This is a genomic window from Ancylobacter sonchi (assembly GCF_018390695.1).
Lineage (GTDB): Bacteria > Pseudomonadota > Alphaproteobacteria > Rhizobiales > Xanthobacteraceae > Ancylobacter > Ancylobacter sonchi.
The window spans coordinates 1-14512 of record NZ_JAHBGF010000046.1 but is presented as its reverse complement, the minus strand read 5'-3'; the positions used below and the strand labels follow the sequence as shown (position 1 = coordinate 14512).

The 14512-nt window shown below is 64.4% G+C and carries 10 protein-coding genes, 1 tRNA gene and 1 pseudogene; 8 read left to right on the top strand and 4 right to left on the bottom strand.

Annotated elements, in window-relative coordinates:
* Window positions 1-96: 96 nt before the first annotated feature.
* The 3 genes from KHC28_RS24305 to KHC28_RS24295 form a co-directional block, all read right to left on the bottom strand.
* The gene (locus KHC28_RS24305; RefSeq protein ID WP_214010968.1) at window positions 97-3408 is read right to left on the bottom strand and encodes a transglutaminase family protein; all 3312 of its coding nucleotides are present in this window, start codon (window positions 3406-3408) and stop codon (window positions 97-99) included.
* A gap of 241 nt (window positions 3409-3649) precedes the next feature.
* A complete protein-coding gene (locus tag KHC28_RS24300) occupies window positions 3650-6844 on the bottom strand; it encodes an efflux RND transporter permease subunit (RefSeq protein WP_214010967.1) in 3195 nt (1064 codons plus the stop codon).
* Window positions 6845-6923: 79 nt separating this feature from the next.
* Window positions 6924-8147: an efflux RND transporter periplasmic adaptor subunit gene (locus tag KHC28_RS24295; RefSeq protein ID WP_214010966.1), complete on the bottom strand. Its 1224-nt coding sequence runs from the start codon at window positions 8145-8147 to the stop codon at window positions 6924-6926.
* Between the two features lie 234 nt (window positions 8148-8381).
* Between KHC28_RS24295 and KHC28_RS24290 the strand changes: the two genes are divergently transcribed.
* The 3 genes from KHC28_RS24290 (at window position 8382) to KHC28_RS24280 (ending at window position 9747) form a co-directional block, all read left to right on the top strand.
* Window positions 8382-8774, top strand: coding sequence for a hypothetical protein (locus KHC28_RS24290; RefSeq protein ID WP_214010965.1), 393 nt, complete (start codon window positions 8382-8384; stop codon window positions 8772-8774).
* A 114-nt stretch (window positions 8775-8888) separates the two neighbouring features.
* Window positions 8889-8978: transfer RNA gene (locus KHC28_RS24285), tRNA-Ser, on the top strand.
* Window positions 8979-9180: 202 nt separating this feature from the next.
* A complete protein-coding gene (locus KHC28_RS24280; protein WP_214010964.1) occupies window positions 9181-9747 on the top strand; it encodes a hypothetical protein in 567 nt (188 codons plus the stop codon).
* 827 nt (window positions 9748-10574) lie between these two features.
* Here the strand turns inward: KHC28_RS24280 and KHC28_RS24275 are convergent.
* Window positions 10575-11936 (bottom strand): GGDEF domain-containing protein, encoded by a 1362-nt coding sequence (locus KHC28_RS24275; RefSeq protein ID WP_214010963.1) that lies wholly within the window; start codon window positions 11934-11936, stop codon window positions 10575-10577.
* Between the two features lie 340 nt (window positions 11937-12276).
* Here KHC28_RS24275 and KHC28_RS24270 point away from each other — a divergent pair, with 340 nt between their 5' ends.
* The 5 genes and pseudogenes from KHC28_RS24270 to KHC28_RS27585 form a co-directional block, all read left to right on the top strand.
* Window positions 12277-12543, top strand: a complete 267-nt coding sequence (locus tag KHC28_RS24270; RefSeq protein ID WP_214010962.1) for a hypothetical protein — start codon at window positions 12277-12279, stop codon at window positions 12541-12543.
* Window positions 12544-12621: 78 nt separating this feature from the next.
* Window positions 12622-12870 carry a hypothetical protein gene (locus KHC28_RS24265; protein WP_214010961.1) on the top strand — a complete coding sequence of 83 codons (249 nt, stop codon included), beginning with the start codon at window positions 12622-12624 and terminating at the stop codon, window positions 12868-12870.
* Between the two features lie 5 nt (window positions 12871-12875).
* Window positions 12876-13577: an arylesterase gene (locus KHC28_RS24260; protein ID WP_214010960.1), complete on the top strand. Its 702-nt coding sequence runs from the start codon at window positions 12876-12878 to the stop codon at window positions 13575-13577.
* 5 nt (window positions 13578-13582) lie between these two features.
* Complete coding sequence (locus KHC28_RS27925) at window positions 13583-13804, top strand: hypothetical protein (protein WP_312893331.1); 222 nt, start codon at window positions 13583-13585, stop codon at window positions 13802-13804.
* Between the two features lie 495 nt (window positions 13805-14299).
* Window positions 14300-14512 (top strand): annotated as a pseudogene (locus tag KHC28_RS27585) (catalase); the annotation flags it as partial.

Sequence of the window (14512 nt, the reverse complement as noted above, 5' to 3'; positions counted from 1 at the left end):
TCCCCGATTCAGGAACTCCGGCACGTCCTACACGGCCTGGCGGCGCGCGGCGAGCCGCGCACGCCGATACGCCACATCCCGTCCACCGGCGAGGCATCAGATCCGCGCCGGTCTCCTGAGATCGAGGGTGGCGGGGAATTCCGGCGTCGGCTCCTCGGACGGCACGAACAGATAGCCGGGAGTGTGGCCGTAATCCTGGAAGCGCGCCAGTCGCCGGGCCTGCGCCTCGTAGGAATTCACCGGAAAAGTCTCGTAATTGCGGCCGCCGGGATGTGCGACATGATAGACGCAGCCGCCGAGCGAGCGGTTCGACCACTGATCGACGATGTCGAAGGTCAGCGGCGCATGCACCGGGATGGTCGGGTGCAGGCCGGAGGCCGGCTGCCACGCCTTGAAGCGCACGCCCGAGACATATTCACCGAAGCGGCCGGTCGGGATCAGCGGCATGCGGCGCCCATTGCAGGCGACGACATGGCGGGTCGGGTTGAAGCCCTCCACCCGCACCTGCAATCGCTCCACCGAGGAATCGACGAAGCGCACCGTGCCGCCGATCGCCCCCTCCTCGCCCAGCACATGCCACGGCTCCAGCGCCTGGCGGATCTCCAGCTGCACGCCGCCGTGCTCGACCTGGCCGAAATAAGGGAAGCGGAATTCGCGCTGCGCCTCGAACCAGGCCGGATCGACGTGGTAGCCGGCACGGTCGAGGTCGCCGAGCACATCCTGAAAGTCGGCCCAGACGAAGTGCGGCAGCATGAAGCGGTCGGCGAGCGCGGTGCCCCAGCGGGTGAGCTCGCCGTCCTGCGGCTCGCGCCAGAACCAGGCGATCAGCGCCCGCAGCAGCAATTGCTGCACGAGGCTCATGCGCCAGTCCGGCGGCATCTCGAAGGAGCGGAACTCGACGAGGCCGAGCCGGCCGGTCGGCCCGTCCGGCGAGAACAGCTTGTCGATGCAGATCTCGGAGCGGTGGGTGTTGCCGGTGACGTCGGTGAGCAGGTTGCGGAACAGCCGGTCGACCAGCCAGGGCGGCGGCGCATAGCCCTTGCCCGGCGCCGGCACGTTGGAAAGCGCGATCTCCAGCTCGTACAGGCTGTCATGCCGGGCCTCGTCGATGCGCGGCGCCTGGCTGGTCGGGCCGATGAACAGGCCGGAGAACAGGTAGGACAGCGAGGGGTGGCGCTGCCAGTAGAGCACCAGGCTCTTCAACAGGTCCGGCCGGCGCAGGAACGGGCTGTCGGCCGGGGTGGCGCCGCCGACCACGACGTGATTGCCGCCGCCGGTGCCGGTGTGGCGGCCGTCGACCATGAACTTCTCGGTGCCGAGCCGGGTCTGGCGGGCATCCTCATAGAGATCGCGGGTGATCTCGACGCAGGTCTTCCAGTTCACCGCCGGATGGACGTTGACCTCGATGACGCCGGGATCGGGGGCGACGCGGATGACGTTCAGCCGCGGATCGACCGGCGGCGCATAGCCCTCGATATGCACCGGCAGCTTCAGCTCGGCGGCGCTCACCTCGATGGCGGCCAGAAGCTCCAGATAGTCTTCCAGCCGCTCGGTCGGCGGCATGAAGATGCAGAGGCGGCCGTCGCGCGGCTCGACGGAAAGCGCCGTGCGCACCGAGCCGGTACCGGTGAGGATCTGGTCGACCTTCTCCTGATGCCCCTCCTCATTGTCGACCCGCCGGTAGCGCTGGTGCAGCGCCTCGACGTCCGGCAGGTCGCCGGTGATGGTCATCGGGTCGGCCGGGTTCACATAGGGATAGAGCGCCGGCGGCACCCAGGGCAGGCTGGCAAGCGGCAGGCGATAGCCGACCGGGCTGTCGCCCGGCACCAGCAACAGCTTGCCGCGCCGGAACTGCCAGAGCTCGCTGATCCAGCCGAGATGGCCGCGCGCCTGCCAGCGCTGGATGGGCAGCACGTAGCCGCTCGCCCGGCCGAGCCCGCGCGAGAACACGCGCGCGAGCCGGGCGCGTTCCTCCGGGTTCTCCAGCTTGGAATCGAGCGCGTCGACATTCTCCGGCAGGTCGCCTTCCTTAAGGATCCAGTGCGCGGCGTCCTCAAAGGCCGGCTGGGCATAGACCTTGGCGAGGCCTAGCCGCTCGGCGAGATTCTCGGTGAAGGACTTGGCCTCATCGATCACCGCACCGGTCAGCGTTTCGGCGGCAATCAGTGCCGGGTCGCGCCAGATCGGCTTACCGTCCTTGCGCCAGTACAGCGAGAAGGTCCAGCGCGGCAGGCTCTCGCCCGGGTACCACTTGCCCTGGCCGTAATGCAGCATGCCGCCAGGCGCGAAGCGCTTGCGCAGGCGCCGGATCAGGTCGTCCGCCCGCATGCGTTTGGTGGGGCCCACCGCCGCGGTGTTCCATTCGGCGCTCTGATAGTCGTCGATGGAGATGAAGGTCGGCTCGCCGCCCATGGTGAGGCGCACATCCTGCGCGGCGAGGTCGGCATCCACCTTGTCGCCCAGCGCGTCGAGCGCGGTCCAGGCCGTGTCGGAGAAGGGCAGCGTGACGCGCGGCTTCTCGGCGACGCGCGTCACCTTCATCTCGAAGTCGAACTCGGTCTTGGTATTCTCCTCGGCACTGAAGCCGCCGGAGATCGGCGCTGCCGAGCGGTAGCTCGGCGTGGCGCAGAGCGGCAGATGGCTCTCGCCGCAGAGCAGGCCGGAGGTGGGATCGAAGCCGATCCAGCCGGCTCCGGGCAGGTACACCTCGCACCAGGCGTGCAGGTCGGTGAAGTCGACATCGGTGCCGGTCGGGCCGTCGAGCGCCTTCACATCGGGCTTGAGCTGGATGAGGTAGCCGGAGACGAAGCGGGCGGCTAGGCCCAGCCGGCGCAGGATCTGCACCAGCAGCCAGCCGGAATCGCGGCAGGAACCGGCCTTGAGGCCCAGCGTCTCGTCCGGCGCCTGCACGCCGGGCTCCATGCGGATGAGATAGTTCACATCCGACTGGAGCTGCTGGTTGAGCTGCACCAGATAGTCGACGGTCTTCTCGCCATCCTTGGGCCGCACCCTCTCGACATAGGCGTCGAGCAGCGGGCCGCCCTCCTCGGGCTCCAGATAGGGGATGAGTTCCTTGGCGAGTTCGGGTGTGTAGGCGAAGGGCAGCGTCTCGGCATATTCCTCGACGAAGAAGTCGAAGGGATTGTAGACGGTCATGTCGGCGATGAGGTCGACCTCGACGCGGAATTCCGTCGCCGGCTCCGGGAAGACGAAGCGGGCCATCCAGTTGCCGAACGGGTCCTGCTGCCAGTTCACGAAATGGTTCGAGGGCGTGACCTTGAGCGAATAGCTCTTCACCGGCGTGCGGCAATGCGGCGCTGGACGCAGCCTGATGATCTGGGGACCCAGCACGACCGGGCGATCATACTTGTAGGCCGTGACGTGATGCAGGCTGGCGAAAATGGTCATGGCACCAACTGAACTTTAACAACGCGGACACGGGACGCCAGACTACGCCGACGATCCGCCCGCCCGGAAGGGGCGAACGGCTTCCGTCGCACCGTCAACGCAGGAATCGTGCCGCGCCCGGCATGGCCCAACGGCAGGCAATGGCACTCTCGGCGGCCATGGACGCCCAGGGAAGCACCAGCCTCATGCCTGTTATCAAGGCAGGCGAACAATACCGCGCCCTGCCCTACTGCGATGCCGCTCAGGCGACCGGCTTCGCCCCGCCCTCGCCCGGCTCCGGCCCGACCGACGCCTCCGGGACGGCACCCGGCTTGGCCTTGCGCTTGCCGCGCTCCTCGAAGCGCTGCAGCACCGCGTAGAAGGACGGCACGAACAGCACGGCGAGGCAGGTCGAGGCCAGCATGCCGGAGAACACCGCGATGCCGATCGACTTCCGCGAATTGGCGCCGGCGCCGGTAGCGAGCACCAGTGGCAGCACGCCGAGGATGAAGGCGAAGGAGGTCATCAGGATCGGCCGGAAGCGCAGCCGCGCCGCCTCCACCGCCGCCTCGGCGATCTCCATCCCTTCAGCGCGCTTCTCGCGGGCGAATTCGACGATCAGGATGGCGTTCTTGGCCGACAATGCGATGAGGAGGATCAGGCCGATCTGTGTGTAGAGGTTGTTGGCCACTCCGAGGCCGGTCAGAGCGGCCACCGTGCCGAGCAGCGCCAGCGGCACGGCGAGCAGCACGGAAAGCGGCTGGATCCAGCTTTCATACTGGCCGGCCAGCACGAAATAGACCAGCAGGATGGCGAGGCCGAACACGAAGTAGATCTCGTTACCGACCACCACCTCCTGATAGGACATGGCGCTCCAGTTGAAGCCCATGCCGGGCGGCAGCGTGTCGTCGGCCACCTGCTTCATGATGTCGAGCGCCTGGCCGGACGAGAAGCCGGTGGACTGAACGCCGACGATGGTGGAGGCCGGGTACAGATTGTAGAGCGTGATCAGCGGCGGGCCCAACACCGGCTTGATGGTCGCCAGCGTGCCGATCGGCACCATCTCGCCGGACGGCGTCTTGATCTTCATGCCGAGGATCTGTTCCGGCGTACGGCGGAACTCGCTGTCCGACTGCACATAGGCCTGGAAGGTCTGGCCGAACTGGTTGAACTGGGTGACGTAGCTCGACCCGACATAGCCCTGGATGGTGGTGAACACCTGCCCGACGGTGACGCCCAGCGTCTCGGCCTTCACCCGGTCGATGGTCATGAAGAGCTGCGGCACGCTGGCACGGAACGAGGTGCTCAGGTGTTGGATCGCCGACTGCGATTCGGCGTTCGCACTGATCTGCTGGGTGACGCTCTGCAGCTTGGGGAAGTCGAAGCTGCCATCGCGCGATTCCACCATCATGGTGAAGCCCGAGGCGTTGCCGATGCCCTGGATCGGCGGCGGCACCAGCACGAAGGTCGCCGCCTCCTGGATCTGCTGCAGCTCGCGGTTCAGCGAGGTGTAGATCTCCAGCAGCCCCTGCCCGGCCTTGTCGCGAACGTCCCAGTCCTTGAGCATGACATAGGCGACACCGCCATTGGGCAAGGTGGCATTGTTATCGAGCACCGAGACGCCGGAAATGGTGATGACGTTCTCCACGCCGGGCGTGTCCTGGGCGATCTTGGAGACTTTCTCCATCACCGCCTGGGTGCGCTCGAGCGAAGCGGCGTCGGGCAGTTGCGCGCCGATCAGCACATAGCCCTGGTCCTCTGTCGGCAAGAAGCCGGTCGGTACCCGGGTGATGCCCCAGATCGAGACGCCGATCAGGATGAGCCCGACAAGGGCGGTGAAGGCGCTCACCTTCACCATGCGACGGATGAGGCCGGCGTACCAATGCTCGGCACGTTCGTAGACTGCATTGAAGCCGCGATAGAAGAAGTTGCGCTTCTCCGGCGGCACCGGCGGGCGCAGCCACAGCGCGCATTGCGTCGGCTTCAGCGTCATCGCGTTGATCGCCGAGATGAAGGCGGTGGCGGCGATGACAAGGGCGAATTGCTGGTAGAGCTGTCCGGTGAGGCCCGGCATGAAGGCGGCCGGAATAAACACCGACATCAGCACCAGCGTGATGCCGATGATCGGGCCGAACAGCTCGTCCATCGCCTTCTCGGCCGCCTGCCGCCCCGGTAGGCCACGCTCGATATGCCGCGCCACGCCCTCGACGATGACGATGGCGTCGTCGACCACGATGCCGATGGCGAGCACGATGGCGAACAGCGTCGACAGGTTCACCGTGAAACCCATCGCTGCCATGGCGGCGAAGGTGCCGATGATGGTGACCGGCACGGTGGTGGCCGGCACCAGCGTCGCCCGCCAGTCCTGCAGGAAGACCAGAATGACGATCAGCACCAGGATGCCAGCCTCGAACAGCGTCTTGTACACCTCGGTAATCGAGGCGTTGACGAACACCGTGGTATCGAAGGGCACCGCGTAGGCCAGGCCGGGCGGGAAGTCCTTGGCGAGCTCCGCCATCTTGGCGCGGACTTCCTCCGCCACCTGCAGCGAGTTCGCCTCGGGCAGCTGATAGATGCCGAGCGAGGCGGACTGCCGCCCGTTGAAGGTGAAGACCTGGCTGTAGGTCTGCGCCCCGATCTCCACCCGTGCGACGTCGCGCAGACGGGTGATCCGCCCGCCATTGGCGTTGTCGACCTTGACGATGATGTTCTCGTAGTCGGCGGCGTCGTTGAGCCGCCCGGCGATGTTCAGCGTGTACTGGAAATTCTGTCCCTTCGGCACCGGCGGCATGCCGACGACGCCCGAGGCGACCTCCTGGCTCTGCTGCTGGACGATGGAGATGACGTCGCTCGGGGTCAGCCCACGCGCCTGCATCTCGTCGGGATTCAGCCAGATGCGCATCGCATACTGGCCGGAGCCGAACACGTTGACATTGCCGACGCCCGGCAGGCGGGCGATCTCATCCTGCAGGTTGATGATGCCGTAATTGGCGAGGAACAGGCTGTCATAGCGCCCGTCCGGCGAGTATAGCGCCACGAATTGCAGGATGGCGGTGGACTTCTTCTGCGTCGTCACGCCCTGCACCTGGACCGCCTGTGGCAGCGAGGCCATGGCGATGGCGACCCGGTTCTGCACCAGCACCTGCGCCAGATCGGGATCGGTGCCGATGGCGAAGGTGACGGTGAGCGTGTAGGTGCCGTCCGACGCGCTGGTCGACTGCATGTAGAGCATGCCCTGCACGCCGTTGACCTGCTGCTCGATCGGCAGCGCCACGGTATCGACCAGGGTGCGGGCGCTGGCGCCGGGATAGAGCGTCGTCACCTGCACGGTCGGCGGCACGACGTTGGGATATTGCGAGACCGGCAGCTTGAACAGCGCCACCGCGCCGATCAGCACGAAGACCAGCGCCAGGACGTTCGACAGAACCGGCCGTTCGATAAAGAAGCGGGAGATCATGGCTCGTGCCTTGTTGCGGGTCTGCCGGTAGCGATGTCAGGTACCGCCCGACGTCGGGCGGAGAACGTGCCGGAACGTATCAGGGCTTGGCGGCGGGCGGCGCGGCGGCAGGCGCGGCGGGCTTCGCTGCGGCGGGCGCCACGGGCGCGGAGGCGGCAGGCGGAGGCGCGGAAGGCGGCGCGGGTTCCGGCTCGACCTTCGAACCGGGCACCGCGCGCTGGATGCCGCCCACCACGATCTTGTCGCCGGCGGAGAGCCCGCTCTCGATCACCCGGTAGGAGCCGACGAGCTGCCCGGTGGTGACCACCTTCTGCTCGACCACGTTGTCCTTGCCGATCACCAGCACGTAGCTGCCCTGCTGCGCCGAGCCGATGGCGGTATCGGGCACCAGCAGCGCATTGGGCAGCCGCTGCACCGGCACCCGCACCCGGGTGAACAGGCCCGGCAGCAAGGAGAGATCCTTGTTCTCGAACAATGCGCGCACCAGCAGCGTGCCGGTCGAGGGATCGACCTCCGGCGAGACGTAGTCCAGCCGGCCCTGGTGCGGGTAGCCGTCCTCGTTCTGCAGGCCGATATCGATCTCGATCTCCTTGACCTGCTCGATGGTGCGGCCCGATTCGGCCAGCGCCTGCTTGATGCGCAGCACCTGGTTCTCGCTCAGGCTGAAATAGGCGTAGATCGGGTCCATCTGCACGATGGTCGCCAGCTTGGTCGGCTGCCCCTGGCCGACCAGCTGCCCGACGTCGGCGAGATGACGGGTGACGATGCCGTCGAACGGCGCCACCACCGTGGTGTAGCCATAATTGATGGTGGCGACCTCGACATTCGCCTTGGCCGAATCTACCGCCGCCTGCGCCTGGTCGCGCGCGGCGCGTGCCTTGTCGACCACCGCCTGCGAGGAGAAGTCCTGTTGGCCGAGCGTCGCCTGGCGCTGATATTCCGCCTGGGCGTTGGTGAGCTGGGCGTTGGCGGAGGCGAGCGACGCCTTGGCCTGGTCGAGATCGGCCTGGTAGGTGTCCTGCTGGATGAGGAAGAGCCGGTCGCCCTTCTTCACCGTCGCGCCGTCCTTGTAGTCGATCGACATCAGGAAGCCCTCGACGCGCGCGACGAGGTCGACGGAATTGATGGACGCCGTGTTGCCGGTCAGTTCGAGATAGCGGATGACCGGCTGCTCGAACGGCGCGGCCACCGAGACCTTGGGCGGCGGAGGCGGCACGTACTCGTTCTTCTCCGTGCAGCCCGATACTGCCAGAGCGAGTCCCACGGCACCGATCAACGCCGGCCCCGTCACGCGCCACCTCATCGGCCTCATAGGCCACCCCCGCAAACTATCCCCACCCATTGGACTATATTGAGGACATGGGGCTTGTCTAGATTACCGAAGTTATTGAACTTTTTCGTGAACCTCCGCCACGGGCCGGAAGGCGTGCGACCGCGCGGCGCGTGCTATTCTCTGGCATCGCCGGCGCGCAGACCGTATTGATTTCCGCCGACGCTGCGGCATCCTCCGGACGGCATCCGAACCATGAGACCCAGCATGACGACGACGACCTCCACCCGCGAGCTGCCCGCCCGTCCCCTTCCGATTCGGCACCGGCGGGTCCGGGGACTGCTCGCCCTCGCCGCCCTCGGCGCCGGCACGGTGTGCGCCGCCGCCAATCCGGCGCTCAAGGTGAAGCAGGGCGACATCTTCTCCGATCCGGTCGGCTCGGTGATGGACGTGTCGGTGGCGAATGAGGGATCCGCGACGATCGGTGCCGCGGTGGTAACCTGCGAGTTCACCGCCGCGGGCAAATCCGTGGGGACGGCGAGCACCACGATCTACAACATCGTCGCCGGCAGCACCGGCAAGGACCAGGTCCATCTCATGGGCGGCACGGCCGACGCCGCCCGCTGCGCCATTTCGTCCACAGCCCCGGCGGCGAACTGAACCTGCGGGCGCCGCGGTTTCCACGGAACGGCTTGCCAAGCGGCCCGCTTCACTATATTCGGCGCCACCGTCCCCATGGGACGACGTGCATCGATCGGCAACGGTGGATGCTGGGGAGAGGTGGCCGAGTGGTTGAAGGCGCACGCCTGGAAAGTGTGTATACGGGAAACCGTATCGCGGGTTCGAATCCCGCTCTCTCCGCCAAATCTTTAGCCTAAATCGTTGATTTTATTCAAGAAAAAATCAACCATCGAAGCTTCACCCCAACAATCACCCCAACAGCTGACGCCGGTAGGGCCGATGGCGGCGCCTTCTACGCAGCGCTCTCCCTTGCAATACAACCCCTCCGTTTAACTAGACCGTCGCTCGCGCACTGATGTAGGCTCCCCTCGTGCAGGAGGCCTTCATGGTTGACTTACGAGTGATCGACGGCGGCGGTGGCGAACGAGGCGACAAGCAGGCGCAATGGGCAGAGGAAATGGCCGCTCAAGCGTTGGAGCGTCTTGCAGTGGAGATTCTTCGCGGCGTCGCTCGTGGGCCCGAGAACTCGTACCGCGTGGGCACCGCGGTTCGGGATCTATATGAGCACCTCACGCCCGAAGCGATAAAAGTGCGCCTCTATGCCACCATGGATTCCGGCCTTCGAAGTGCGAACAGCCGGCTACTGCCGGACACTCCCAATAATTGGGACGACGAACTCCCCTGGCTGTTGAAGAGCGCTCTACGACTAGCGGCGGAGACCATCGCGACGGATGGGTTCGCTCGCGGCCGCGCCTCTCAGCGCCGAAGCGACTTCGATCATGCAGTCGAGCAGTACATCCTTCAGAGGGAGGAGCGGTCGCGCGAGGGTGGTGGGAGCTATCTGGTGCGATTGCTGGAGCGCCTCCCACCCTTGCGGCCATCGCCTTCGCTCGCCCGGGTTCGCCGAGCCAAGAAGCGGAAGCCTGCCACCAAGCCAAAGAAGCCGGCCTAGAGAAGGACTCGGAAAGGAGTTGATCGTCTACTTGAAGGTCAACATTCGTGCGGTAGGCGCTTGGCGGCGTTGCGGTTTCGTATTTTACCCCGCCTCGCTAGGAGAGTGCTGTCTTCATCGGCAGCAGAACCCGGGCTGACGAGCCCAATGCGACCAGGATACCCCATCTTGAATATCTTGATTGTTTTCAAGTTTGGGCGAGAACGGCCCAGCCTTTGATTTCCTATGATTGTTTTCAACCGATGCAGGGCATGCCCGTCCATCCGTCGCTCGCCTAGCCACAGACTTGAATTCTTGATTGTTATTCAAGATGGCCGCGGTTCGATCTATCGGCTTCGATTCGGTTGATTGCTGATCAAAGCGCCCTTACCGGCTTTTAGGGCCTGACAAAACTCGTCATGAACGGATTTCCATCTTGCAATGATGTGGATGTTGACACCGAAGAGTTCGGCCGGCTCCTCATTTGTCGCGCTGATCTCGCAAGCCATTTGCTCCAGTACACGACCTACGCGGCCCAACATGTATTGCCGCGGACAGAATGCTATGCGGATGAGCCTTGGCGCCATCCCGTCGCTTCCAGCGCCGCGCTCGTGCGCATTGGTCTCGAGCTGCTCTCGGCGTCTATTTTCACCTACTTTAGACGCATCACGCACCCACGACCGCCCTCATTTCATTCTCGCCTACATTCATTTCGAGGGGAACGGTGGGGAACAGGGGGAACAGGCCTCAGATACTAGAAAAATCAATGACTTGCGACGCTCCCCGGCTGTTCCCCAACTCGATAGGGCTTGGGGAACAAGGGGAACAGGGTTGGCGCATATTGGCCACTAAGCGGCAACGACCTGGTTTCTACCCGCCCCTTTGGCCCGATAGAGAGCGTCATCCGCTGCAGCGAGAAGGTTCTCGAGAGATAGCTGCGTATTGCCCTGCACGTGTACAAAGCCAACACTGACAGTGAAGCGCAGCATGTCCCCGCTGGGAAGCGCACACGACAGGTCCTCGATCTCCGCTCGCAAGCGGTCTGCAATACCCTTCGCTCCCTGATCGCTTACGGCTGGCGTGAGGATCGCGAACTCTTCCCCACCGATGCGACCGAAAAGATCGTCTTTGCGGAGAGCCCTGCCCACAACGTCTGCAAAGGCTGCGAGCGCCCTGTCACCTGCCGCATGGCCGTGGGTATCATTGATGCGCTTGAAGTGATCGATGTCGATGGTCATGACGGCAAGAGGACCGGGCCGCGCCGAGAGCACGGAGCTCGCCTGTGCCGAGAATGCTGCTCGCGTAAGGGCACCCGTCAATGCGTCGTAGGTTGCGAGCCGAGTAAGCGTGCTCGTCAGCTCCACTCTCGCCGCGTTGATGCTGGCGACGGTCAATGGACCCAAGGCCAGTAACATGATGCTGAGGCGATCTGTCATCGTCATCGCATCGATATGCCCAGCGGGCTCGCCGACCACGCCGAGCGATACGGCAATCAGATGGGATATGCTCACCAGCATCGTGAGCAGAACGGTGGGGAACAGCGGGTAAACAAGGGCACACCAAAGGAGTGCTGGCGAGGGGAACGCAAGTGCCCCCATTCCTCCTACGAGGTGCCCGACGACAAGTGAGAGCGCGAGGGCAACAATCGGAGCTCCTGTGAGAAAAGCCGCCTTGTCCTTCCCACCGCGTCGTAGATCCAACGCCGAGATGAATGGCCCGGCAGGCGCCGTCAGGATGACGGGCAGGACGATGATGCCGTTTACCAACTCGGTCGTGAACCAGAATGCCAGTCCGGAAACCCAATCCCGACCGAAGAAAACGGGCGCGACTCCCGCGCCAACAACGGCCGACCCAGCGGCGGCACAACTGAGCACCCCCAATAAGTAAAGGACGGAGGACGGTTGGCCCAAGGTGCGATGAGCATCATTGATACGAGCATAGAGCAAAACCCCGACGCCGACGCCCGCCAGGTTCCCTGCTGTCAACCAGATGGTGAGCAGGAGAGAGCCGCCCGTAAGGATGTCAGCAGTAAAATAGCCCGCGATTGCGGCGAACCAGCCGGCCGGGGATACCAATGGAGGATGCCGAACGAAGAGCCCGAGGAGTACCGCATTGGCCGGCCAGAAGGCAGCGAGTGAACCATAGGGCCGTGTCAGAATGCCAAAAAGGCAGGCAACGAGAACAACCGAAAAAACAATCGATACGTTCAAGATCGGAAGACGCCCGCTCCCGAAGCCTCTCGCCATAGCATTACGTTCTCGCGGCTTGCACTCGCAACTAACGTGGCATTGGATGCTCGGCGCGTCTACAGGTTGTTGGTGGCTTAACCATTTACAGCGAGGCTGGGCCAAGCTCAGGCCAGGGGGGCGCCTCGATGCCGTCGTTGCCCGGATCGAGAAGGTGACGTCGAGCACGTGGTGGGCAGTGTGTTCTCGTTTCAGCATCACCCCCGCCGGCCGCGTCGCTCTCGGGGAGGCGGAGGGTAAGGGGCAGACGCTTGGAACGTGAGCCTGTGCGGAGCGTTGGAATCGGAGCAATGGAGGAATAACCATGCCGATCCTCGATCATGTGTACACAGCCGAGTCCGCGACGATCCCGGTCGTCAGAGTTCATGCCGGCTCCGCCACCTTCGATATCGCCACCCTCGATGAGGCACTGTCCTTCGCCCTGGCCAATCCGCATCCCGGAGGCGACTACGACGGGTTGATCCGTCGTCTGGAAAGCGCTGCAAATGACGACGATGTCATTGAAGCGGGCAACGCATTCCTCTGGTGGGCGGAAGCCAACAACATCGTGGCGGGTCCGGTTCGCTGCTGAGAAAACTCATACTGGGCCCACCTCGACGCCGCTCCTCAGCCATGTTTAGCTCCCGGCACCTGAAGAGGAGACGGTTCGATGAAGTCGCTCATCACTCTCGCCGTTCTGGTTGCCTTCGCCGGCCCCGCCCTCGCCGATAGCTGCGTTGCGAATGCCGATGCCAAGAAGCTCGCGGGCGCGGCCCGCACCAGCTTCCTTGGCAAGTGCGAGCGCGATGCTCAGACCGCATGCGATGCGCAGGCCACAACCAAGAAACTGGCCGGCGCAGCCAAGACCAGCTTCACGACCAAGTGCGTCAAGGACAGCGTCGGCGCGCCTCCCGGCTGATCCGCATGTGCGGTCCCTATGGCTACCAATCCAGCGCGCTGAAGACTGCGCTCTGTTGCCGACATTTCGCGGCCTTGATGATAATCGCCATTCTGTCCCTTGCGACCGCCGAGGCCGAGCCACTTCGCATTGTCGCTTTCGGCGACAGCCTCACTTCCGGATATCGCCTGCCGCCGGAGGCTTCCTTCCCTGCGAAATTGCAGGCGGCATTGAAGGCGCGTGGATACGACGTCACCGTGGCCAATGCTGGCGCGCCCGGCAATACCGCGACCTCTGGCCTCGAACGGCTAGACCGATCGGTGCCCCAGGGCACAGACGGCGTGATTGTTGAGTTTGGTGCTAACGACGCACTTCGTGGGATTGACGTCCATCTGACCGAACGTGCGCTTGACGCGATCATTGCGCGATTGAAGGCGAGAGGAATTCCCGTTCTGCTGGCGGGCATGTGGGCACCGTCCAGCAGAGGGGTGCTGTTCATGGCCGATTTCCATGCCATCTACCCACGCTTGGCGGAAAAACACGCTGTCGCGCTCTATCCCTTCTTCCTTGCCGGAGTAGCGGCAAACCCTTCATTGAACCTTCGCGACGGCATACACCCAAATGCTGCTGGGGTAGACGTTATCGTCTCGCGCATAATGCCCACCGTGGAGATATGGCTGGACGGCATGCGCGCGAGCCGTAGTGTCAGAGAGCGCGCGTCACCGTAGGGCCCATGTGCAACCTCTACGGCCATAAATCGAACCTCGCCGCGATCACTGATCTCGTCGGGACGCTCGGCAACGGCGTCGGCAACCTGGCGCCACACACGGTCGCGATCGGCCGGGTGAATATGGGTCGACAGGTCCTCAAATTTCACCTCGTCGCTTTGCGGTACGCTCCACAGCAGAAACGCTTGTTCGTCCATTGCGAACTGGTCGTTGTCTACGTTCCATGACCAGAGCGCCACGCCGGCCGCGCGGATTGCCCTTCGCAGACTGTCGGCGTCCCATGCCAGAGGGTTGCTCGTCGGCATTGATAAAACCCGAGGGGGCCGCCGCGGCGGTAATCAGAATGATGATCGGAAAAGAGTGTTACCTGCCATGGCCTCCTGATGGTTTCTATCGCATCTCGTACCATTGTCTTGCATCACAAAGCCCGTGTCCGCTTCGCGCAGACGTCGCCGGCTGATCGCGTATCCGCATCTCCAACAAGCCGCTCCGAGCCTGACGCCTGGGTTACGAGGCTCGTCTGAGCATGGCTTTCGTCGCGCCGATCTCCTGGCCCGCCCTATGTGAGCGAAGTGCTCTCGAGCTGACGCGGCGAGTTTTCTGGCGCCCGCCCACATCCCGATGGCGTTGGCACCCCCCGCGCAACGAAAGCCGGTCCCGAGGGTTAGTGGGACGATGCGGGGTCGGCCGGACGTCCCCGCACGCTTAGGGAGCGCACGCGCATGGCACGGAAAGCTACGGCAACGCAAAGATCAGCGGCGGCGATTCACGATCAGACGCTTCTTCGAGGGATCGGCGGCGAATTGCACCAAGTGGCGGAGGGCGACACGCCGGTCATGACCACCGCCCAGGGCGGGCCGGTCGCCGACGACCAGAACACGCTGAAGGTCGGTCCGCGCGGTCCTAGCCTGATCGAGGATTTCCACTTCCGCGAG

Coding starts and splice junctions, on each gene's coding strand:
- KHC28_RS24265 (WP_214010961.1), top strand. CDS start 12,622: ATGAAGTCGCTCATCACTCTCGCCGTTCTGGTTGCCTTCGCCGGCCCC.
- KHC28_RS24270 (WP_214010962.1), top strand. CDS start 12,277: ATGCCGATCCTCGATCATGTGTACACAGCCGAGTCCGCGACGATCCCG.
- KHC28_RS24260 (WP_214010960.1), top strand. CDS start 12,876: ATGTGCGGTCCCTATGGCTACCAATCCAGCGCGCTGAAGACTGCGCTC.
- KHC28_RS24305 (WP_214010968.1), bottom strand. CDS start 3,408: ATGACCATTTTCGCCAGCCTGCATCACGTCACGGCCTACAAGTATGAT.
- KHC28_RS24295 (WP_214010966.1), bottom strand. CDS start 8,147: ATGAGGTGGCGCGTGACGGGGCCGGCGTTGATCGGTGCCGTGGGACTC.
- KHC28_RS24280 (WP_214010964.1), top strand. CDS start 9,181: ATGGTTGACTTACGAGTGATCGACGGCGGCGGTGGCGAACGAGGCGAC.
- KHC28_RS27925 (WP_312893331.1), top strand. CDS start 13,583: ATGTGCAACCTCTACGGCCATAAATCGAACCTCGCCGCGATCACTGAT.
- KHC28_RS24300 (WP_214010967.1), bottom strand. CDS start 6,844: ATGATCTCCCGCTTCTTTATCGAACGGCCGGTTCTGTCGAACGTCCTG.
- KHC28_RS24290 (WP_214010965.1), top strand. CDS start 8,382: ATGACGACGACGACCTCCACCCGCGAGCTGCCCGCCCGTCCCCTTCCG.